Annotated in this window: 23 protein-coding genes and 1 tRNA gene; 19 read left to right on the top strand and 5 right to left on the bottom strand. The window is 59.4% G+C overall.

What is annotated here, in order from left to right; all coding sequences use genetic code 11:
* The first annotated feature begins 44 nt into the window (after positions 1–44).
* From ACZ0AZ_RS02530 to nadA, 19 genes are all read left to right on the top strand, one after another.
* Positions 45–515: a Dps family protein gene (locus ACZ0AZ_RS02530; RefSeq protein WP_016773497.1), complete on the top strand. Its 471-nt coding sequence runs from the start codon at positions 45–47 to the stop codon at positions 513–515.
* 181 nt (positions 516–696) lie between these two features.
* Positions 697–1035, top strand: coding sequence for a ribbon-helix-helix domain-containing protein (locus ACZ0AZ_RS02525; protein WP_039758190.1), 339 nt, complete (start codon positions 697–699; stop codon positions 1033–1035).
* Between the two features lie 130 nt (positions 1036–1165).
* On the top strand, positions 1166–1387 hold the full coding sequence (locus ACZ0AZ_RS02520) for an FmdB family zinc ribbon protein (protein WP_016773499.1): 222 nt from the start codon (positions 1166–1168) through the stop codon (positions 1385–1387).
* 98 nt (positions 1388–1485) lie between these two features.
* Positions 1486–3261 carry an aspartate--tRNA ligase gene (gene aspS, locus ACZ0AZ_RS02515; protein WP_039758189.1) on the top strand — a complete coding sequence of 592 codons (1776 nt, stop codon included), beginning with the start codon at positions 1486–1488 and terminating at the stop codon, positions 3259–3261.
* A 119-nt stretch (positions 3262–3380) separates the two neighbouring features.
* Positions 3381–4127, top strand: coding sequence for a YebC/PmpR family DNA-binding transcriptional regulator (locus ACZ0AZ_RS02510; protein ID WP_024014089.1), 747 nt, complete (start codon positions 3381–3383; stop codon positions 4125–4127).
* Between the two features lie 155 nt (positions 4128–4282).
* The gene (ruvC, locus tag ACZ0AZ_RS02505) at positions 4283–4810 is read left to right on the top strand and encodes a crossover junction endodeoxyribonuclease RuvC (RefSeq protein WP_016773501.1); all 528 of its coding nucleotides are present in this window, start codon (positions 4283–4285) and stop codon (positions 4808–4810) included.
* 114 nt (positions 4811–4924) lie between these two features.
* Positions 4925–5533, top strand: coding sequence for a Holliday junction branch migration protein RuvA (gene ruvA, locus ACZ0AZ_RS02500; RefSeq protein ID WP_024014088.1), 609 nt, complete (start codon positions 4925–4927; stop codon positions 5531–5533).
* A complete protein-coding gene (gene ruvB, locus ACZ0AZ_RS02495) occupies positions 5534–6595 on the top strand; it encodes a Holliday junction branch migration DNA helicase RuvB (protein ID WP_024014087.1) in 1062 nt (353 codons plus the stop codon).
* Positions 6596–6722: 127 nt separating this feature from the next.
* Entirely contained in the window at positions 6723–7190 is a 468-nt protein-coding gene (gene ybgC / locus ACZ0AZ_RS02490) for a tol-pal system-associated acyl-CoA thioesterase (protein ID WP_041479792.1), read from the top strand.
* A complete protein-coding gene (gene tolQ, locus ACZ0AZ_RS02485; protein WP_008080223.1) occupies positions 7180–7875 on the top strand; it encodes a protein TolQ in 696 nt (231 codons plus the stop codon). The genes ybgC and tolQ overlap by 11 nt, the downstream gene beginning before the upstream one ends.
* A 23-nt stretch (positions 7876–7898) precedes the next feature.
* Positions 7899–8351 carry a protein TolR gene (gene tolR, locus ACZ0AZ_RS02480; protein ID WP_160767866.1) on the top strand — a complete coding sequence of 151 codons (453 nt, stop codon included), beginning with the start codon at positions 7899–7901 and terminating at the stop codon, positions 8349–8351.
* Positions 8351–9427, top strand: a complete 1077-nt coding sequence (gene tolA, locus ACZ0AZ_RS02475) for a cell envelope integrity protein TolA (RefSeq protein ID WP_039758184.1) — start codon at positions 8351–8353, stop codon at positions 9425–9427. Before tolR ends, tolA begins: the two co-directional genes overlap by 1 nt.
* 17 nt (positions 9428–9444) lie before the next feature.
* Positions 9445–10725 (top strand): Tol-Pal system beta propeller repeat protein TolB, encoded by a 1281-nt coding sequence (tolB, locus tag ACZ0AZ_RS02470; RefSeq protein WP_165368385.1) that lies wholly within the window; start codon positions 9445–9447, stop codon positions 10723–10725.
* Between the two features lie 52 nt (positions 10726–10777).
* Complete coding sequence (pal, locus tag ACZ0AZ_RS02465; RefSeq protein ID WP_003178634.1) at positions 10778–11275, top strand: peptidoglycan-associated lipoprotein Pal; 498 nt, start codon at positions 10778–10780, stop codon at positions 11273–11275.
* A gap of 6 nt (positions 11276–11281) precedes the next feature.
* Complete coding sequence (gene ybgF / locus ACZ0AZ_RS02460) at positions 11282–12121, top strand: tol-pal system protein YbgF (RefSeq protein WP_039758178.1); 840 nt, start codon at positions 11282–11284, stop codon at positions 12119–12121.
* Positions 12122–12288: 167 nt separating this feature from the next.
* On the top strand, positions 12289–12936 hold the full coding sequence (gene queE, locus ACZ0AZ_RS02455; protein ID WP_463538647.1) for a 7-carboxy-7-deazaguanine synthase QueE: 648 nt from the start codon (positions 12289–12291) through the stop codon (positions 12934–12936).
* 1 nt (position 12937) lies between these two features.
* Complete coding sequence (gene queC / locus ACZ0AZ_RS02450; protein ID WP_039758175.1) at positions 12938–13630, top strand: 7-cyano-7-deazaguanine synthase QueC; 693 nt, start codon at positions 12938–12940, stop codon at positions 13628–13630.
* A 62-nt stretch (positions 13631–13692) separates the two neighbouring features.
* A tRNA-Lys gene (locus ACZ0AZ_RS02445) sits at positions 13693–13768 on the top strand.
* 270 nt (positions 13769–14038) lie between these two features.
* Entirely contained in the window at positions 14039–15097 is a 1059-nt protein-coding gene (gene nadA / locus ACZ0AZ_RS02440; protein ID WP_016773509.1) for a quinolinate synthase NadA, read from the top strand.
* 177 nt (positions 15098–15274) lie between these two features.
* On the opposite strand, the gene ACZ0AZ_RS02435 is transcribed toward nadA, so the two are convergent.
* The 5 genes from ACZ0AZ_RS02435 to gcvP all read right to left on the bottom strand — a co-directional run bounded on the left by ACZ0AZ_RS02435 (position 15275) and on the right by gcvP (position 22118).
* The gene (locus tag ACZ0AZ_RS02435) at positions 15275–15763 is read right to left on the bottom strand and encodes an RDD family protein (RefSeq protein WP_039758171.1); all 489 of its coding nucleotides are present in this window, start codon (positions 15761–15763) and stop codon (positions 15275–15277) included.
* A gap of 97 nt (positions 15764–15860) precedes the next feature.
* Complete coding sequence (locus ACZ0AZ_RS02430) at positions 15861–16073, bottom strand: cold-shock protein (protein ID WP_003227496.1); 213 nt, start codon at positions 16071–16073, stop codon at positions 15861–15863.
* A 403-nt stretch (positions 16074–16476) separates the two neighbouring features.
* Positions 16477–17601, bottom strand: coding sequence for a glycine cleavage system aminomethyltransferase GcvT (gcvT, locus tag ACZ0AZ_RS02425; RefSeq protein WP_129997503.1), 1125 nt, complete (start codon positions 17599–17601; stop codon positions 16477–16479).
* A 110-nt stretch (positions 17602–17711) separates the two neighbouring features.
* Positions 17712–19088: an L-serine ammonia-lyase gene (locus ACZ0AZ_RS02420; protein ID WP_463538646.1), complete on the bottom strand. Its 1377-nt coding sequence runs from the start codon at positions 19086–19088 to the stop codon at positions 17712–17714.
* A 177-nt stretch (positions 19089–19265) separates the two neighbouring features.
* Positions 19266–22118, bottom strand: coding sequence for an aminomethyl-transferring glycine dehydrogenase (gcvP, locus tag ACZ0AZ_RS02415; RefSeq protein WP_129997502.1), 2853 nt, complete (start codon positions 22116–22118; stop codon positions 19266–19268).
* Positions 22119–22122 lie beyond the last annotated feature (4 nt).

Here is a 22122-nt window from a genome sequence, read left to right as displayed (position 1 = left end):
GGGCGAACCTGCTGGATGAATTCACTCATTGTTAGGGGGTAAGCATGGCCATTGATATCGGTATCAGTGAAGAAGACCGCAAATCCATCGTCGAAGGGCTGTCGCGACTGCTGTCGGACACCTACGTGCTGTATCTGAAAACCCATAACTTTCACTGGAACGTCACCGGCCCGATGTTCCGCACGCTGCATTTGATGTTCGAGGAGCAGTACAACGAACTGGCGTTGGCCGTCGACTCAATCGCCGAGCGTATCCGTGCGTTGGGCTTCCCGGCACCGGGCGCCTACGCGACCTACGCGCGTCTTTCTTCTATTAAGGAAGAAGTCGGTGTGCCGAGCGCCGAAGACATGATCAAGCAGTTGGTCGAGGGCCAGGAAGCGGTGACCCGTACCGCACGCGGTATCTTCCCGCTGCTGGACAAGGTCAGCGACGAGCCGACCGCTGACCTGTTGACTCAGCGCATGCAGGTGCACGAAAAAACCGCGTGGATGCTGCGCGCGCTGCTCGAGGAGTGACCCGGCCGCTGCGGACGGCTTGAGGTCGTCCGCACGCTGTCCAGACTCTTACTATTGTCGTTGGCTTATCCTACGAGGCTGGTCAACAAGTCGTATGGCGATAACTTTGTCACTGGGTTTTTATGAAGGCGCAGGATGTTGCCTTATAAATCAGCAGTCATGGCAAAGGAGTGTCAACGCTATGGTAGAAGGAGACAGGCGAAGCGACAGGATGTCGGCTTCGCGGCACGTTATAAAAGTCGATCCGTTTGTCAGCGAGTTCGACATGAATCTGATCCGGCCGTTATCGCGATCAATTCGCCTCAACGGATTTGCGACCTGCCTGCGACTCGAGCAGGTCTACTGGAACATCCTCGGCGGCATGGCCGAGGCCAATCATTGTTCGATCAGCACACTGTTGTCCCATGTGGACCGTGAGGTGCATCTGCGTCACGGCGGGGTGAAGAATTTCAGTGCGCTGGTACGGGTGGTTTGTGTCATGAACGGGATCAAAGAACTCGCACCCGCCGTTTCGCGCTGAAACGGCGGTTGCAATGAGGTTGTGGGCTGTGCAGTGTTACGGCTGCACAGCCCGCATTTAATCGATATAATCCCGCGCTTTCGCCGCAAAGCCCTGCGCGCGGCAGCAATCTGATCGCCGAGACACCCCCATGCCAATGTACGATTACCAATGTGCTTCCTGTGGTCATCAGTTGGAAGCCATTCAGAAGATCAGCGACGCACCGTTGGTCGACTGCCCTGCCTGCCAGGCGCCCGAACTGAAGAAGCAGCTGTCCATGCCGGGTTTTCGCCTCAGCGGCAACGGTTGGTACGAGACCGATTTCAAGACCGGAGCCAAGAAGAATCTGGCCGGTGGCGACAAAGCTGACTAGGGTTCAAACCCTGAACGAACGACACGCGTGAGTGGCCGCCTTGCTTGAAGGCGACAGTTACTCCACCGAATTTCGAATTACGAGAAGCGAACCACACCATGATGCGCAGCCACTATTGCGGCCAACTGAACGAAAGCCTGGAAGGCCAGGAAATTACCCTTTGCGGATGGGTTCACCGTCGCCGCGATCACGGCGGGGTGATTTTCCTCGACATCCGTGATCGTGATGGTCTGGCCCAGGTGGTGTTCGATCCGGATCGTGCCGAGAGCTTCGCCGCCGCCGATCGCGTGCGCAGCGAATACGTTGTGAAAATCACCGGCAAGGTGCGTCTGCGTCCGGCCGGTGCGACCAACGCCAACATGGCCTCGGGCATGATCGAAGTGCTGGGTTATGAACTGGAAGTGCTGAACGAGTCGGAAACCCCGCCGTTCCCGCTCAACGAGTTCTCCGACGTCGGCGAAGAAACCCGCCTGCGCTATCGCTTCCTCGACCTGCGTCGTCCGGAGATGGCCGAGAAGCTGCGTCTGCGTTCGCGCATGACCACCAGCATCCGCCGCTTCCTCGACGAAAACGGTTTCCTCGATGTCGAAACTCCGATCCTGACCCGGGCCACCCCGGAAGGTGCGCGGGACTATCTGGTGCCGAGCCGTACCCACGCCGGTTCGTTCTTCGCCCTGCCGCAATCGCCGCAGCTGTTCAAGCAACTGCTGATGGTGGCCGGCTTCGACCGTTACTACCAGATCGCCAAATGCTTCCGTGACGAAGACCTGCGTGCCGACCGTCAGCCGGAATTCACCCAGATCGACATCGAGACCAGTTTCCTCGATGAAAAAGAGATCATGGGCCTGACCGAGCAGATGATCCGCAACCTGTTCAAGGAAGTGCTGAATCTGGAATTCGGCGAATTCCCGCACATGACTTTCGAAGAAGCCATGCGCCGCTACGGTTCGGACAAGCCGGACCTGCGTATTCCACTCGAACTGGTTGACGTTGCCGACCAGCTCAAAGAAGTTGAATTCAAGGTGTTCAGCGGCCCGGCCAACGATCCGAAGTGCCGCATCGCCGCACTGCGCGTTCCAGGCGGGGCGAGCATGCCGCGCAAGCAGATCGACGATTACACCAAGTTCGTCGGCATCTACGGTGCCAAGGGCCTGGCGTACATCAAGGTCAACGAGCGTGCTGCCGGTGTTGAAGGTCTGCAATCGCCGATCGTGAAGAACATTCCTGAAGACAAGCTCAACGTGATCCTCGATCGCGTTGGCGCAGTCGATGGCGATATCGTGTTCTTCGGTGCCGACAAGGCCAAGATCGTCAGCGAAGCCTTGGGCGCGCTGCGGATCAAGCTCGGTCACGACCTCAAGCTGCTGACCTGCGAGTGGGCCCCAATGTGGGTCGTTGACTTCCCGATGTTCGAAGAGAACGACGACGGTAGCTTCTCGGCGCTGCACCACCCGTTCACCGCACCGAAGTGCACCCCACAGGAACTCGAAGCCAACCCGGCCGGCGCACTGTCCCGTGCGTACGACATGGTGTTGAACGGCACCGAGCTGGGCGGCGGTTCGATCCGTATTCACCGCAAGGAAATGCAGCAAGCGGTATTCCGCCTGCTGGGCATCAACGAAGCGGAACAGGAAGAGAAGTTCGGCTTCCTGCTCGACGCGCTGAAGTACGGTGCACCGCCGCACGGTGGCCTGGCCTTCGGTCTGGACCGTCTGGTGATGCTGATGACCGGCGCCCAGTCGATCCGTGAAGTGATCGCCTTCCCGAAAACCCAGAGTGCTGCCGACGTGATGACGCAGGCTCCGGGCGTAGTGGATGCCAAGGCGTTGCGCGAGCTGCACATTCGCCTGCGCGAAACGCCAAAGGCTGAGTAAGACGGGCCTGAAGGCGCATCTTCGGATGCGCCTTTTTTCTTTCTCAGGTCGAATTTTTCAATTGCCGGCCGCTGCACCAGCAGGGCGGGCAAGGTTTCAAAGAGCATTCGGAGCAAGTTATGGCAGGTCATTCCAAGTGGGCAAACATCAAGCACCGCAAAGAACGTCAGGATGCCAAGAGGGGCAAGATCTTCACCAAGTGGATCCGTGAACTGACCGTTGCGGCCCGTCAGGGTGGCGGTGATCCGGGTTCCAACCCGCGTTTGCGCCTGGCCCTGGACAAGGCGTTGAGCGCGAACATGAGTCGCGACATCATCGACCGCGCCGTCGCGCGCGGTGCCGGTGCCACCGAAGCGGACAACGTTGAAGAGCTGACCTACGAGGGTTACGGCCCTGGCGGCGTCGCGGTCATGGTCGAATGCATGACCGATAACCGCAACCGTACCGCCGCAGCCGTGCGTCATGCGTTCAGCAAGTGTGGCGGCAACCTCGGCACCGACGGTTCGGTGGCGTATCTGTTTGAGCGCAAGGGCCAGATCAGCTTCGCCCCGGGCGTCGATGAAGACGCACTGACCGAAGCGGCGCTGGAAGCGGATGCCGATGACGTGGTCACCCATGAAGACGGTTCGATCGACGTGTTTACCTCGTTCACCGGTTTCTATGCGGTACGCAACGCGCTGGAAGCGGCCGGGTTCAAGGGCGACGACGCGGAAATCGTCATGCAGCCAACCACCAGTGCCGAGCTGGATCTGGAAGGTGCGGAGAAGGTGCTCAAGCTGATCGACATGCTTGAGGACCTGGATGACGTGCAGAACGTCTACTCCAACGCGGACATCCCGGAAGACGTCGCCGCTCAGCTTGGCTGATAAGCGACTAGTCTTCCCTGTGGGAGCGAGCCTGCTCGCGAAAGCGGTGTGTCATTCAGCACCTGTATCTGCTGACATACCGCCTTCGCGAGCAGGCTCGCTCCCACATTTGCTATTGGCTGTCAGGTAAATCGTTTTATGAATCTGCAGGCGTTATGACTTTAATTCTTGGTATCGACCCCGGTTCGCGCATTACCGGTTACGGGATCGTTCGCGATACCGGGCGCGGCGGCTGCATCTATGTGGCTTCGGGCTGCATTCGCACCGGCTCCGGCGAACTGCATGAGCGTCTGCAAATCGTCTATCGCGGCGTGCGCGAAATAATCAAGACCTACGGCCCGGTGACCATGGGCATCGAAAAGGTGTTCATGGCGAAAAACGCCGACTCGGCGCTGAAGCTCGGTCAGGCGCGCGGCGCGGCCATCGTCGCCGGCGCCGAAGAGTGCCTGGAAATCGCCGAATACACCGCTACCCAAGTCAAACAGGCCGTGGTCGGCACGGGCGCGGCCAATAAAGAGCAGGTGCAGATGATGGTCATGCACATGCTCAAATTGACCAGCAAGCCGCAAATCGACGCCTCCGACGCCCTCGCTATCGCCATTTGCCATGCGCATACACGCTCAAGCCTGCTGCCGCACGGTCTGGGAACCGCACGCAGTCGTGGCGGGCGCCTGCGTCTCTGATAGCATCAGCATCAATTTTCCTGAAAGTGGCTCTCTGGTGCCTGTGTTGCCGGCGCGCAAGCCACCTTCAATCGTCGCCAGCCCACGGCTGGCCAGCGCTCAAGGATTCAAAACGTGATTGGACGCTTGCGCGGCACCTTGGCTGAGAAACAGCCGCCGCACCTGATTCTCGATGTGAATGGCCTCGGCTATGAGGTGGAAGTGCCGATGACCACCCTTTATCGGTTGCCGTCGGTCGGTGAACCGCTGACCCTGCACACCCATTTGGTCGTACGCGAAGATGCGCAATTGCTCTATGGCTTTGCCGGCAAGCGTGAGCGAGACTTTTTTCGCGAACTGATTCGTCTCAACGGCGTAGGGCCGAAACTGGCGCTGGCATTGATGTCGAGCCTGGAAGTCGATGAACTGGTGCGCTGCGTACAGTCCCAGGACACTTCGGCGCTGACCAAGGTGCCGGGGGTTGGCAAGAAGACCGCCGAGCGTCTGCTGGTCGAATTGAAAGACCGCTTCAAGGCTTGGGAAACGTCGCCGGCGATGTTCGCGCTGGTGCCGAATCAGCCCGATGGGCCGGCGCCGGTCAACAGCGCCGAGACTGATGCGGTCAGTGCGCTGATCTCGCTGGGGTACAAGCCGCAGGAAGCGAGCAAGGCGATTTCCGCGATCAAAGACAAGAATCTGAGCAGCGAAGATCTGATCCGCCGCGCTCTGAAGGGAATGATTTAAGTGATTGAAGCTGATCGTCTGATCGCCGCCGCGCACAGCCCGCGCGAGCGCGAAGAAGTCCAGGATCGGGCCATCCGCCCGGTCAGCCTGGCCGATTACATTGGCCAGCCAACCGTGCGCGAGCAGATGGAACTGTTTATCCAGGCTGCCCGGGGCCGTAGCGAATCCCTTGATCACACTTTGATCTTCGGCCCGCCGGGGCTGGGCAAGACCACGCTGGCCAACATCATTGCCCAGGAAATGGGCGTGTCGATCAAGAGCACCTCCGGACCAGTGCTGGAACGTCCGGGTGATCTGGCCGCGTTGCTGACCAATCTCGAGCCGCACGACGTGCTGTTCATCGACGAAATTCATCGTCTGTCGCCGATCGTTGAAGAAGTGCTGTATCCGGCGATGGAAGATTTCCAGCTCGACATCATGATCGGCGAAGGGCCGGCGGCGCGTTCGATCAAACTTGATCTGCCGCCGTTCACCCTGGTCGGCGCCACCACCCGCGCCGGCATGCTGACCAACCCGTTGCGTGATCGCTTCGGTATCGTCCAGCGCCTGGAGTTCTACAGCACGGCGGATCTGGCAACAATCGTCAGCCGTTCAGCGGCCATTCTGGGTCTGCCGCTGGACCCGGAAGGTTCGTTCGAGATCGCCCGTCGCGCCCGTGGCACCCCGCGAATTGCCAACCGTCTGCTGCGCCGAGTACGCGACTTCGCCGAGGTCCGCGCCAAGGGTCATATCACCAAAGCGGTGGCGGATCTGGCGCTGAACCTACTGGATGTCGATGAACACGGTTTCGATCACCAGGACCGGCGCCTGTTGCTGACCATGATCGAGAAGTTCGACGGCGGTCCGGTGGGGATCGACAGTCTGGCGGCGGCGATCAGTGAAGAGCGCCACACCATTGAAGACGTGCTCGAGCCTTATCTGATCCAGCAGGGCTATATCATGCGCACGCCACGGGGCAGGGTGGTGACGCGCCATGCCTATCTGCATTTCGGTTTGAATGTTCCGTCACGCATGGGCGAGATGCCCGTGGCAGACGAGTTTCTCGACGCCGTCGACGATTGATACACATTTGCTGGTGATTTATTCAGGGTTTGTACTGTCAGACGACGGTACTTTTGCGTTAAAGCTTTGAAACCACGAAAAACAGTTGTCTGGCCGGATTGGCAACCTGAGGAGTAAGCACTAGAGTATGCGCGCGCAAAACGGGCTTGAGCCGTTCGCACATCGTTGTCGCGTTTATTACGAGGACACCGATGCGGGCGGCATCGTGTATTACGTTAATTACCTCAAGTTTATGGAACGGGCTCGAACCGAGCGGCTACGGGAACTGGGTTTTGCCCAATCTGTGCTTGCCGGAGAGGACCTGTTGTTCGTCGTGCATTCCAGCGAAGCGCGATACCACGCGCCGGCGCGACTGGACGACGAACTATTGGTAAGCGCTGATGTAATCGAATTGAACCGTGCCAGCCTGCGCTTCAAACAGCAGGTCAGGCGGGCCACGGATAATGTGCTGCTCTGCGAAGGGCAGTTTTTGGTGGCCTGCGTGCGCACCGACAGTTTGAAACCCCGGGCCCTTCCCGAAGACCTGCGTGCGGCCTTCGCCGACGCGGTCGGCCCGGGTACACACTCAAAGCAGGAGATAAAGCGTGGAAGCTAACGTCGTCGACCATTCCTCCATGTGGAGCCTGGTCAGCAATGCCAGCATCGTGGTGCAGTTGGTAATGTTGACCCTGGTGGCCGCATCGGTGACCTCATGGATCATGATCTTTCAGCGCAGCAATTTGCTGCGTGCCGGTCGACGCGCCCTGGAGAGCTTCGAGGAGCGCTTCTGGTCGGGTATCGACCTGTCCAAACTGTACCGTCAGGCCGGCAGCAACCCTGATCCGGATTCGGGCGTGGAGCAGATCTTCCGTGCCGGTTTCAAGGAGTTCTCCCGTCTGCGTCAGCAGCCAGGCGTCGATCCTGAAGCGGTGATGGAAGGTGTCGCTCGTGCCATGCGCGTGGCCATCTCGCGTGAAGAAGAGAAACTCGAGCAGAGCCTGCCGTTCCTCGCCACTGTTGGTTCGGTCAGCCCGTACATCGGTCTGTTCGGTACCGTGTGGGGGATCATGAACTCTTTCCGCGGTCTGGCCAGTGCTCAGCAGGCGACCCTCGCCACCGTAGCTCCGGGTATCGCCGAAGCGCTGATCGCCACGGCGATCGGCCTGTTCGCTGCGATCCCAGCGGTCATCGCTTACAACCGTTTTGCTGCGCGCAGCGAAACCTTGCTTGGCCGCTACTACACCTTCGCCGATGAATTCCAGGCGATCCTGCACCGCAAAGTGCACACCAGCGAAGAATAAGCAGGTATTTCCCGATGGCTTTAATCGCTCGAGCTCGCAAAAAGCGCAAGCCGGTCGCCGAGATGAACGTGGTGCCCTACATCGACGTGATGTTGGTGCTGCTGGTCATCTTCATGGTGACCGCGCCGATGCTCAATCAGGGCGTGAAAGTTGATCTGCCCAAGGTTTCCAGCGAAGCCTTGCCGCAGGACAACAACACCCAGGTCCTGACCATTTCGATCAAGGCTGACAAGACCTACTACTGGAACCTTGGCAGCGAAGTCGACACCGAGAAGCAACAGGACAGGGCCATGACCCTGCCGCAAATGACTGACGCGGTGACCAAGATCATTCGCGCCGGCACCGAGGGCGGCAAACGCACCCAGGTATTCATTCGCGGCGACAAGACTGTCGACTACGGCGCCGTCATGGGCGCCATGGGCGGGTTGCAGAAAGCCGGGGTCGGTAACGTTGGTCTGATTACCGAGGCCCCCTGATGCAGCAACAGCGAGAGCCGTCCGCCTCGGAAAGCTACTTCTGGCCTAGTGTCCTGGCGATTGTCCTGCACGTGCTGGTGTTCGGCATGCTGTTCGTCAGTTTTGCCTTCACGCCTGAACTGCCGCCGGCCAAGCCGATCGTCCAGGCGACTCTGTACCAATTGAAATCGAAAAGTCAGGCGACCACCCAGACCAATCAGAAGATTGCGGGTGAGGCGAAGAAATCCGCTGCGCGCCAGACCGAAGTCGAACAGATGGAACAGAAAAAGATCGAGCAGGAAGCGGTGAAGGCGGCGGAACAAAAGAAAGAGGAAGCGGCTCAAAAGGCCGAGGAAGCCAAGAAGGCCGACGAGTCGAAAAAAGCGGACGAAGCGAAAAAGGCTGATGAAGCCAAGAAAGCCGACGACGCGAAGAAAGCCGAAGCGAAAAAGGCCGAAGAGAAACAATTGGCTGATATAGCCAAGAAGAAGGCCGAAGACGAAGCGAAAAAAGCTGCTGAGGAAGAGGCGAAGAAAGCCGCTGCCGAAGAAGCCAAGAAGAAGATCGTCGAAGACGCGAAAAAGAAAGCCGCCGAAGACGCCAAGAAGAAAGCTGAAGCTGAAGAGGCGAAGAAGAAAGTCGCCGAAGACGCGAAGAAGAAAGCTGCTGCCGATGCTGCGAAAAAGAAAGCGCAGGAAGCGGCACGCAAATCTGCCGAAGACAAAAAGGCTCAGGCCCTGGCAGATCTGCTTTCCGACACGCCGCAGCGCCAGCAAGCCTTGGCCGATGAGCAGGGTGACGAAGTCGCCGGCAGTTTCGATGACCTGATTCGCGCTCGTGCAGCAGAAGGCTGGGCTCGTCCTCCTTCGGCACGCAAAGGCATGACGGTCGTGCTGCAGATCGGCATGTTGCCGGACGGTACGGTGACTTCGGTCAGCGTTGCCAAGTCCAGTGGTGATGGTCCGTTCGATGCTTCGGCAGTCGCGGCGGTGAAGAATATTGGACGTTTGACAGAAATGCAGGGAATGAAGCCGAGCGATTTCGCTCCGTATCGTTCATTCAAGATGACATTCACACCTGAGGATCTAGCCTTGTGAGAAACCTTCTTCGAGGAATGCTGGTCGTGATCTGCTGCATGGCAGGGATCGCGGTGGCAGATGAAAAGAACATTCTGGTCACCAGCGGCAGCGATCGGGCTACTCCGATCGCCGTCGTTCCGTTCGGTATGCAAGGCGGCGCGGTGCTGCCTGACGACATGGCGGAAATCATCGGTAACGATTTGCGCAACTCGGGCTATTACTCGCCGATTCCAAAAGCCAACATGATCAGCCAGCCAAGCCAGCCGAGCGAAATCATTTTCCGTGACTGGAAGGCAGTGGGTGCTCAGTACATGATGGTCGGCAGCATCGCGCCCGCGGGCGGTCGCTTGCAGGTGCAGTGGGCACTGTTCAACGTCGCCACCGAACAGAAAGTGGCTGACGGCAGTGTTTCCGGTACGACCGACCAGATTCGAGACATGGCGCACTTCATTTCCGACCAGTCCTTCCAGAAGCTGACCGGTATCGAAGGTGCCTTCTCGACGCGTCTGCTGTACGTAACGGCCGAGCGTTTCTCCGAGAAGAACACGCGCTATACCCTGCAACGCTCCGACTATGACGGCGCGCGTGCAGTGACTCTGCTGCAATCCCGTGAGCCGATCCTGTCGCCGCGTTTCGCACCGGATGGCAAGCGTATCGCCTACGTGTCGTTCGAGCAGAAGCGCCCGCGTATCTTCATGCAGAACATCGACACCGGTCGCCGTGAGCAGATCACCAACTTCGAAGGCCTCAACGGCGCGCCAGCCTGGTCGCCGGATGGCAATCGCCTGGCGTTCGTGCTGTCGAAAGACGGTAACCCGGACATCTACGTAATGAACCTCGGTTCGCGTCAGATCAGCCGCGTAACCAATGGCCAGGGCATCAATACCGAACCGTTCTGGGGCAAGGATGGCTCGACCATCTATTTCACCTCGGACCGTGGCGGCAAGCCGCAAATTTATAAAACCAGCGTCAGTGGCGGTGGTGCCGAGCGTGTGACGTTCGTGGGCAACTACAACGCCAACCCGAAACTTTCGGCTGATGAAAAGACTTTGGTGATGATCCATCGTCAGGATGGCTTCACCAATTTCAAGGTGGCAGCTCAGGATCTGCAGCGGGGTAGTGTAAAGATCCTCACTGATAGCACTCTGGACGAGTCACCTACTGTTGCGCCCAACGGCACCATGGTAATCTACGCCACCCGCCAACAGGGCCGGGGAGTCTTGATGCTCGTGTCCATTAATGGGCGCGTGAGGCTCCCGCTTCCTACCGCTCAAGGCGAAGTCAGAGAACCGTCCTGGTCCCCTTACCTGAAGTGAGCGGGCGCTACACGTTTTACTTAACACACTGGGGTTCATTAGGAGTTTCACGATGGAAATGCTGAAGTTTGGTAAATTTGCTGCGCTGGCTCTGGCCATGGCTGTAGCTGTAGGTTGCTCGTCCAAAGGCGGCGACAACGCCGGTGAAGGCGCTGTTGATCCAAACGCTGGTTACGGCGCAAACACTGGTGCCGTTGACGGCTCCCTGAGCGAAGAAGCTGCTCTGCGCGCAATCACCACCTTCTACTTCGAATACGACAGCTCGGACCTGAAGCCAGAAGCCATGCGCGCTCTGGACGTTCACGCCAAAGACCTGAAAGCAAACGGCGCTCGCGTTGTTCTGGAAGGCAACACCGACGAACGTGGTACTCGTGAGTACAACATGGCACTGGGCGAGCGTCGTGCGAAAGCCGTTCAGCGCTACCTGGTACTGCAAGGTGTTTCCCCAGCTCAGCTGGAACTGGTTTCCTACGGCGAAGAGCGTCCAGTTGCTACCGGCAACGACGAGCAGTCCTGGGCCCAGAACCGTCGCGTCGAACTGCGTAAGTAATTCGATATGCGAACGTGCCGTCGTGCTGTAACTGTTCTGGCTCTCAGCCTCGCGCCGCTTGCGGCGTGGGCTGCGGTTCCTGTGGTCGATGACAACTCCGGTTATAACAATAGCGGGAGCAGTTATCCGCCTGCGGGTTACGGTACGAACGGCGCCTATGCCGGGGGAGCGGCTTCGGCCCCTGCCTCGGCACAAGGCATGCTGTTCAACCAATTGCAACAGATGCAGGATCAGATCTCGCGCCAGCAAGGCGTGATCGAAGAACTGCAGAATCAGGTTGCGCGCATGAAGCAGGAATCCCTGGAGCGATACCAGGATCTTGATCGGCGCATAGGATCCGGCGTTGCACCAGCCGCGACTCCCGAGAATTCTTCTGCCGGTAGCGACGCAAGTGCTGCTGCCGGTGCTGCCGCAGGCGCGGGTGCTGCTGCGGCCGCCCAAGCCCCTGCTGCGGGTAGCGAACCGGCTGATCCGGCCAAGGAAAAGCTGTATTACGATGCCGCTTTCGACCTGATCAAAGCCAAGGATTTCGACAAGGCCAGCCAGGCCTTCGCCGCTTTCCTGCGTAAATACCCGAACAGCCAGTACGCGGGCAACGCCCAGTACTGGTTGGGCGAAGTGAACCTGGCCAAGGGTGATCTGCAAGGTGCGGGTCAGGCCTTCGCGAAGGTTTCGCAGCTGTATCCCAAGCACAACAAGGTGCCGGACTCGCTGTACAAACTGGCTGACGTAGAACGCCGCCTCGGTCACACCGACAAGGTCAAAGGCATTCTGCAGCAGGTGGTGTCCCAATATCCGGGCACGTCTGCTGCGCAGTTGGCCCAGCGTGATCTACAGCGCATGTAAGCCGGTTCATCCGTGTTTTGAAGAAACCCGCGCTTGTCGCGGGTTTTTTCGTTAGAATTCACGCCCTTTTTCTGAAACACGCTTCTTGCGGTCTACGCGTTGGCGGGATTGCCTGAAGTGCCTGACGGAGGCGGACAGCCTGTTTAGCTGTTACGCCCGTGGCGACTATGCAAGACACATTGAGAATCACCGAAGTTTTCTACTCGTTGCAGGGTGAAACTCGGACTGCCGGGCTGCCCACGGTTTTCGTGCGCCTGACCGGTTGCCCGTTGCGTTGCCAGTACTGCGACAGCGCTTATGCGTTCAGCGGCGGCACCGTCCGCACCCTCGACGATATCCTTGAGCAAGTGGCTGGATATCGTCCGCGCTACGTTTGTGTCACCGGCGGTGAGCCATTGGCTCAGCCAAACGCCATTCCTTTGCTTGAGCGGTTGTGTGATGCCGGCTACGAGGTGTCGCTGGAAACCAGCGGCGCCCTCGACGTATCCGCTCTCGATCCGCGTGTCAGTCGCGTCGTCGATCTGAAAACGCCGGGCTCGAAAGAGGCCCACCGCAACCGTTATGAGAACGTCGAACTGCTGACCCGCAACGATCAGGTGAAGTTTGTCATCTGCTCGCGGGAAGACTATGACTGGGCGGTTTCCAAACTGATCCAGTACGGTCTCGATCAGCGCGCCGGCGAAGTACTGTTTTCGCCAAGTCACCACGACCTCAATGCCCGCGAGTTGGCAGATTGGGTGGTGGCGGACAATCTGCCGGTACGCCTGCAATTGCAGCTGCATAAATATCTTTGGAACGACGAGCCGGGGCGCTGAGATGACTGAACAACTGAACACTACCGAAAAACGTGCAGTCATCCTGCTGTCCGGCGGCCTCGACTCGGCCACCGTGGTGGCGATGGCTCGCGCCGAAGGCTACGCCTGCTACACCATGAGTTTCGATTACGGCCAGCGCTCGCATGCCGAGTTGCACGCTGCCGCCCGCGTGGCTCGCGATCTGGGTGTGGTCGAGCACAAGGTCATCGGGCTGAACCTCAATGGCATGGGCGGCTCGGCGCTGACCGACACCAGCATCGACATCCCGGAAGAGCTCGGTGAAGGCATTCCGGTGACTTACGTACCGGCGCGCAACACCGTGTTCCTGTCGCTGGCATTGGGTTGGGCCGAAGTGCTCGGTGCCCGCGACATCTTCATCGGCGTCAACGCGGTGGATTATTCCGGCTACCCGGACTGCCGTCCCGAGTTCATCGAATCGTTCGAGCGCATGGCCAACCTGGCCACCAAAGCGGGCGTGGAAGGCAATGGCTTCCGCATTCAGGCGCCACTGCAAAACCTCAGCAAGGCGCAGATCGTCCAGGCTGGGGTGAAGCTCGGCGTGGATTATGGCCTGACCGTTTCCTGCTATCAGGCCGATGATGACGGCCGCGCCTGCGGCAAATGCGACAGCTGCCGCCTGCGTGCAGAAGGCTTCGCGGCAGCTGGTGTGGACGATCCAACCCCTTATTTTTGATTTTTTCAAAAAAGGTGTTGAATAGTCCTTAAAAATCAGTATTATACGCGCCACCACACAGCGGGTCGTTAGCTCAGTTGGTAGAGCAGTTGGCTTTTAACCAATTGGTCGTAGGTTCGAATCCCACACGACCCACCATATTTGGCGGTTTAGAAAATCCGGAAGGCCCACGAAAGTGAGGATTTCCGGGTTTTTTTTTGCCTGCCATTCGGCGTTCGATGTTTCAGCGCGGCCACACCTGACACAGGTCAGAATCATCTTTTGTATCAACGGGATATTCTGTAGCCTTGCGCAGCTTCAACGCTGTCCGTGCCTGATGATACTCACTCTCCCGGCGGTACCCTCTAGCGGTCCGGAGCCGGGTGTATACTCGACTTTCGCGCGAATGCGCCTGCAGGTCTTGCGAACATGACGCAGATTTCCGAACGCCTTCTGGTTCAAGCCCACCTCGACGCCAAGCAGCCTAAACCGCTGACGGCAGAGGAGGAGGCTTATTACCGTTCCGCCATCGCTGCCGAGCTCAAGGCTCAGGACGCGGTGCTCGTGGCTCACTTCTATTGCGATCCGGTGATTCAGGCCCTGGCCGAAGAAACCGGCGGCTGTGTTTCCGACTCCCTGGAAATGGCCCGCTTCGGCAATGCTCACCCGGCCAAGACCGTAGTGGTCGCCGGCGTGAAATTCATGGGCGAGACGGCAAAAATTCTCAACCCGGAAAAACGCGTGCTGATGCCGACCCTGGAGGCGACCTGCTCGCTGGACCTGGGTTGCCCGGTCGACGAGTTCTCGGCGTTCTGCGACCAGCATCCGGAACGCACCGTGGTGGTTTACGCCAACACCTCCGCCGCTGTGAAGGCTCGGGCTGACTGGGTGGTGACATCGAGCTGTGCACTGGAAATTGTCGAAAGCCTGATGGATAACGGCGAGACGATCATCTGGGGCCCGGACAAGCACTTGGGCACTTACATTCAGCGCAAGACCGGTGCCGACATGCTGCTTTGGGACGGTGCCTGCATCGTTCATGAAGAGTTCAAGTCCAAGCAGCTCGAAGACATGAAAGCGTTGTACCCGGACGCGGCGATTCTGGTGCATCCCGAGTCGCCGACTTCGGTGATCGAGCTGGCGGACGCGGTCGGTTCCACCAGCCAGTTGATCGCTGCCGCGCAAAGCCTGCCGAACAAGACCCTGATCGTCGCCACCGACCGTGGCATCTTCTACAAGATGCAGCAGCTGTGCCCGGACAAGGTCTTCATCGAAGCGCCTACGGCCGGTAACGGCGCGGCTTGCCGCAGTTGCGCGCATTGCCCGTGGATGGCCATGAACACCCTTGAGCGCACGCTGAAGAGCTTGAAGGAAGGCACCAACGAGATCTTTGTTGATCCGGCGCTGATTCCTCAGGCGATTCGTCCGTTGAAGCGCATGCTGGACTTCACCCAGGCAGCGCGGATGAAGCTGGCCGGTAACGCCTGAGTACCCCCTTGTAGAAGTGAGCCCTGTGGTGAGGGGATTTATCCCCGTTGGGTGGCGAAGCCGCCCTAAATCAAACACCGCGGCATATCAGGGATACCGCGTGTGTTTCTTTACGACTGCTACGCAGCCGGACGGGGATAAATCCCCTCACCACAGGCCGGCTCTTGAGTATGGAAATTATTTGCTCTTCTTCGGGATCCGCACCACACGGGTATCCGAATAGATGTCATGCCAAGTGCGTTTCTGCTTGTCGAACAGCGACCAGAAGAACCCCAGCCCGACACACAACCACGACGCGATCGACACCATAAAGCGCAACAGCGCCTGCCACAGGCTGATGGCCGTGCCGTCGGGATTCTGCACCCGAAGGCCCCACACCTGCATCCCCAATGTCTGCCCGCCGTGGGTCCAGAACTTGGCGAAGAAGCCGAACAACACCAGCAGCAGCACCGTGGAATAGAGCGGATCGCCATCGAGCTGGCCGGCATCGGTCATCGCCCGCAGACGTTGTTCGCCAATGATCGCGGCCTGAATCAACTTGTAAATAAATCCAGTGACGATCAGCAGGGCAGTACACAGCAGGAAGTCGTAGAACATTGCCGCCAGACGACGACCGAGAGCAACGGGAGGAAAGTCCCCTTGCGGCGTGAGCAGGTGTTTCGACATGGCAGCCTCAAGGCGTGAATGGAAGCGCCAGTTTACGGATTAGCGCGCACAAAAAAGCCCCTGATATCAATATCAGGGGCTTTTTCGTATCAGCAGATCAGGCTTCTGCTTGTACTTCGTCAGCCTGCATGCCTTTCTGGCCTTGCACAGCAACGAAAGTCACTTTCTGGCCTTCTTTCAGGCTTTTGAAGCCGTTGCCCTGAATGGCGCGGAAATGTACGAACAGATCCGGACCGCTTTCTGGAGTGATAAAACCAAAACCTTTCTCGTCGTTAAACCACTTGACGGTACCGCTCTGACGTGTGGACATTTCTTATTTCCTTTGACGCATAAATTGATGACAGCCCCTTTCACATGAAAGAGTACTGGAGCTGGTTGCAAGGAGTAAGAAGACGTCGAGCGGGATGTAGCTAACTTGTAGGCTACTGCCCAGGTCACGATTCCAAGCTGACCCATGCAAACACAGTGGACAAACTCTACGCCAACTACGGGAGAAAAAACAAGCCCTGCGAAGGTCCCGGTTTTACTGCCCTTCATGGCAGTTCGTCAGTTAACTAGTTGTGTCTTAGACGATTGTCCGGCTCTATTTTCAGCAAACGTTATAAGCAACGTTCATATTCGAAACGAATGTTAAAAAACGCACTGTTTTATGGCGATTGCGTTACACATTAGTGCACGTATAACGCAATCGCGTTACTTATAGAAACAGTCGATCAGCCGCGATAGTAGCGTTGTGGAACAAATGGCATTTTGCTTACAAGCATTTGCACCTTTTTCCCACGGACGATGGCCCACACCGGAGTGTCGAGAGCAACGTAGGCGCTGTCGAGGTAACCCATCGCCAATGGTCCTCCCAAGGTCGGACCGAAGCCACCGCTGCAGACGCTACCGATGATCTCGCCGGTCTCGTTGACGATTTCTGCGCCTTCACGCACGGGGGTGCGTTCCTGGGGCAGCAGGCCGACGCGTTTGCGTGCGACACCATTTTGTTGCTGCGCGAAGATCGGCTCTGCGCCCGGGAAACCGCCGGCCCGCGCGCCGTCAGCGCGGCGTGGCTTGGAGATCGCCCAGAGCAGGCTGGCTTCAATTGGTGTGGTCTCGGTGTTCATGTCATGGCCGTACAGGCACAGGCCGGCTTCCAGACGCAGCGAATCACGGGCGCCGAGGCCAATGGCCTGGACCTCTGGTTCGGCGAGCAGGGCGCGGGCGAGTTGTTCCGCTTCGGCGGCCGGGACGGAGATTTCGAAACCGTCTTCACCGGTATAGCCCGAACGGCTGACAAAGCAGTCCACGCCCAGCAACGACACACGGTTGAACTGCATGAAAGTCATCTTCGCCACGTCCGGCGCAAGACGCGCCAGCACGGTGACGGCTGCCGGACCTTGCAGGGCGAGCAGGGCGCGCTCTTCGAACAGCGCCGTAATGGTGCACTGATCGCCGATGTGTTTTTGCAGATGCGCGAAATCCTGATCCTTGCACGCGGCGTTGACCACCAGGAACAGCTCGTCATTGCCCAGATGGGCGACCATCAGGTCGTCGAGGATGCCGCCGCTTTCGTTGGTGAACATCGCATAACGCTGCATGCCCACCGGCAGGTCGATGATGTCCACCGGCACCAGGGTTTCCAGGGCTTGGGCTGCATTGGCACCGGTCAGGCGAATCTGGCCCATGTGCGAGACGTCGAACAGCCCCGCCTGTTCGCGGGTGTGCTGGTGTTCTTTCATCACGCCGAGCGGGTATTGCACGGGCATGTCGTAGCCGGCGAACGGCACCATGCGTGCGCCGAGTTCGAGGTGCAGTGCGTGCAGCGGGGTTTTCGACAGGTGTTCGGTGGTCATGCGTGGCTCCTTTGAATTTGGGTTGCGGGTGAGAGGCAAGATCAAGAGCCCCTCACCCCAGCCCTCTCCCGGAGGGAGAGGGAGCTAGTTACGTTTGGCTGAGTTCGTAATCAGCATTCGATAATGTTGACCGCCAGGCCGCCGCGGGCGGTTTCCTTGTATTTGCTTTTCATGTCGGCGCCGGTCTGGCGCATGGTGCGGATGACTTTGTCGAGGGAGACGAAATGCTGACCGTCGCCACGCATGGCCATGCGCACCGCGTTGATCGCTTTCACCGAACCCATCGCGTTGCGCTCGATGCAGGGCACCTGCACCAGACCGCCGATCGGGTCGCAGGTCAGGCCGAGGTTGTGTTCCATGCCGATTTCCGCGGCGTTTTCGACTTGCTGCACGCTGCCGCCGAGCACTTCGCACAAGGCGCCGGCCGCCATTGAACAGGCCACACCGACTTCACCCTGACAACCGACTTCGGCGCCGGAGATCGAAGCGTTTTCCTTATAAAGAATGCCGATTGCGGCAGCGGTCAGCAGAAAGCGCACGACGCCGTCGTCATTCGCCCCGGGAATAAAGCGCATGTAGTAATGCAGCACCGCCGGAATGATCCCTGCCGCGCCATTGGTGGGCGCAGTGACCACGCGGCCGCCGTTGGCGTTTTCTTCGTTGACCGCCAACGCATAAAGGTTGACCCAGTCGAGCACCGACAGCGGATCGCGCAGCGCCGATTCCGGGTTCTTGCACAGCTGCCGATGCAGCGCCGCCGCCCGGCGCTTGACCTTCAAACCGCCCGGCAAAATCCCCTCGTTTCGGCAGCCGGCAGCAACGCAGTCCTGCATCACCTGCCAGATTGTCAGCAGGCCGGCACGGGTTTCGGCTTCCGGGCGCCAGGCGCTCTCGTTGGTCAGCATCACCTGGCTGATCGACAGCCCATAGGTGGCGCAATGACCGAGCAAGTCCTTGGCACTTTTGAACGGGAAGGTCAGCGGCGTGGCGTCTTCGACGATGCGATCGGCGCCGGCAGCATCTTCATCGACAACGAAACCACCGCCGACCGAGTAGTACTCGCGACTGCGGATCTGAATCCCCGCCGCATCGAAGGCGCGAAAGATCATGCCGTTGGGGTGATAGGCCAACGGTTTGCGGATCATCGCCAGGTGTTCTTTTTCGTTGAACGCGATGCTGTGTTCACCGAGCAGATTCAGTCGGCCATTGCCGCGAATTTCTTGCAGGCGCGCGGCGACGGTCTCGGTGTCGACAGTGTCCGGATGTTCGCCTTCGAGGCCGAGCAACACGGCTTTGTCGCTGCCGTGACCTTTACCGGTGGCGCCAAGGGAACCGTACAACTCGACGCGAACGCTGGCGGTGGCCGTCAGCAGGTTTTCACGGCGTAAACCTTCGGCGAAGCGCGCAGCAGCACGCATCGGGCCGACGGTGTGGGAACTGGAGGGGCCGATGCCAATCTTGAACAGGTCGAACACGCTTAACGGCATGGGGGCTCCTGCGGAGCAGTTGCTAGCTTCAAGCTGCAAGCTGCAAGTAAAAGCGGATCGGGTTTTTCCTTGCGGCTTCTATAAGGCCTCAGTGCATGCAGCAAGACACAAGCCGCAAGTTAAAAGCAGATCAGCCCTTACTTGCAGCTTGCAGCTAGAAACTTGCAGCTGCCGCTCTTAAGCGTAGCTTTCGATCGACGGGCAGGCGCACACCAGGTTGCGATCGCCGAAGACGTTGTCGACGCGTCCGACCGGCGGCCAGTATTTGCCTTCGATCAGCGACGCGACCGGGTATACGGCCTGCTCGCGGCTGTACGGGTGGGTCCATTCGCCGACCAGTTCCGCTGCGGTGTGCGGGGCGTTTTTCAGTGGATTGTCTTCCTTGTCCAGCGTGCCGTTTTCCACTGCGCGGATTTCTTCGCGGATGCGGATCATCGCGTCGCAGAAGCGGTCCAGCTCTTCCTTGGATTCGCTTTCGGTCGGCTCGATCATCAACGTGCCAGCGACCGGGAACGACATGGTCGGCGCGTGGAAGCCGAAGTCGATCAGGCGCTTGGCGACGTCATCGACGCTGATGCCGCTGCTGTCTTTTAGCGGACGCAGGTCGAGGATGCATTCGTGCGCCACCAGACCATTGCTGCCCGAATACAGCACTGGGTAGTGCTCTTCGAGACGACGGGCGATGTAGTTGGCATTGAGGATCGCCAGTTGCGAAGCGCGCTTCAGACCGGCGCCACCCATCATTCGGATGTACATCCAGGTGATCGGCAGAATGCTCGCGCTGCCGAACGGTGCCGCGCAGACCGCGCCTTCCTTGCGTTCCATCTGGCCATGGCCCGGCAGGAACGGGGTCAGGTGCGATTTGACGCCAATCGGGCCGACGCCCGGGCCGCCACCGCCGTGCGGGATGCAGAAGGTTTTGTGCAGGTTCAGGTGCGAGACGTCGCCGCCGAACTTGCCCGGTGCGCAGAGGCCGACCATCGCATTCATGTTGGCGCCGTCGATATACACCTGGCCGCCGTTGTCGTGGATGATCGCGCAGATTTCGCGGATGCCTTCTTCGAACACGCCGTGGGTCGACGGGTAGGTGATCATCAGCGCGGCGAGGTGTTCGCGATGCTCGATGGCTTTGGCGCGCAGGTCTTCAATGTCGACGTTGCCACGGGCATCGCACGCCGTTACGACGACGCGCATGCCGGCCATTTGTGCCGTGGCCGGGTTGGTGCCGTGGGCCGACGACGGGATCAGGCAGATGTCGCGGCGCTCATCGCCACGGCTCTGGTGGTAGGCGCGGATCGCCAGGAGACCTGCGTATTCACCTTGCGAACCGGCGTTCGGTTGCAGCGAGATCGAGTCGTAACCGGTGGCGGCGCAGAGCATCGCTTCCAGCTCATCGGTCAGTTGCTGGTAACCGGCGCTTTGTGCGGCCGGGGCGAACGGGTGCAGGGCACCGAATTCGGCCCAGGTCACCGGGATCATTTCGCTGGCGGCGTTGAGTTTCATGGTGCACGAGCCTAGCGGGATCATGGTGCGATCCAGTGCCAGGTCCTTGTCCGCCAGTTTGCGCAGGTAGCGCATCAGCTCGGTTTCCGAGTGATAACGGTTGAACACCGGGTGGCTGAGGATCGGCGACTGACGCAGCAGCGCAGCAGGGATGGTGCTCTGCACCGAGGCGGCCAGCGCAGCGAAGTCCGGCAGGGTCTTGCCGTCGGCGAACAGGCCCCACAGGGTTTCGATATCAGCCTGAGTGGTGGTTTCGTCGACCGACAGGCCCAGACGTTCGGCGTCGATGACGCGCAGGTTGATCTGCTGGGCGTGCGCCTTATCGTGCAGCGCGGCAGTGTGTGCGCCGGTGGCGACGGTCAGGGTGTCGAAGAAACTGATTTGCTCGACTTGCGCGCCCAGCGCGGTCAGGCCCTTGGCCAGGATTGCGGTCAGGTGATGCACGCGATTGGCGATCTGGGTCAGGCCTTTCGGGCCGTGATAAACGGCGTACATGCTGGCGATGTTGGCCAGCAGCACTTGGGCGGTGCAGATGTTCGACGTGGCCTTCTCGCGGCGGATGTGTTGCTCGCGGGTCTGCATCGCCAGACGCAGGGCCGGCTTGCCGAAACGGTCAACCGAGACACCGACCAGACGACCCGGCATGTCGCGCTTGAACGCATCTTTGGTGGAGAAGTAAGCAGCGTGCGGGCCACCGAAACCCAGCGGCACGCCGAAGCGTTGTGCCGAACCGATGGCGACGTCAGCGCCGAACTCGCCCGGAGCGGTCAGCAGCGTCAGGGCCAGCAGATCAGCGGCCACCGCCACCAGAGCGTTGGCGGCGTGGAAGCGCTCGGTCAGCTCGCGGTAGTCGAACACATCACCGTTGCTCGCCGGGTATTGCAGCAGCGCGCCGAAGAACGGCGTGACGTCAGTCAGTTCGCGCTCATCGCCCACGACCACCTCGATACCCAGCGGCTCGGCACGGGTGCGCAGCACGTCGAGGGTTTGCGGGTGGCTGTGGATCGAGGCGAAGAACTGGTGGCTGCCTTTGTTCTTGCTCAGGCGCTTGCAGAAGGTCATGGCTTCGGCAGCGGCGGTGGCTTCGTCGAGCAAGGAGGCGTTGGCGATCGGCAGGCCGGTGAGGTCGCTGATCATCGTCTGAAAATTCAGCAGTGCTTCGAGACGGCCTTGGGAAATTTCTGGCTGGTACGGAGTGTAAGCGGTGTACCAGGCCGGGTTTTCCAGCAGGTTGCGCAGGATCGGCGACGGCGTGTGGCAGTTGTAGTAGCCCTGGCCGATGTAAGTCTTGAACAACTGATTCTTGCCGGCGATGGATTTGATCATCGCCAGGGCATCGGCTTCGCTGAGGCCGTCGTCCATGCCGAGCACGCTGGTGCCCTTGATGCTTTCCGGGATGACGCTGGCGCTCAGCGCTTCGAGCGAGTCGAAGCCGAGGCTGTTGAGCATGGCTTGCTCGTCACCGGCGCGCGGGCCGATGTGACGGGCGATGAATTCGTTGGCGGTGCCGAGATTGATGGCGGTCATGGCT

The sequence above is a fragment of the Pseudomonas sp. AC239 genome, assembly GCF_979258545.1.
Note: the sequence above shows the minus strand (reverse complement) of the source record. Positions and strands in the feature narration are given on the sequence as shown.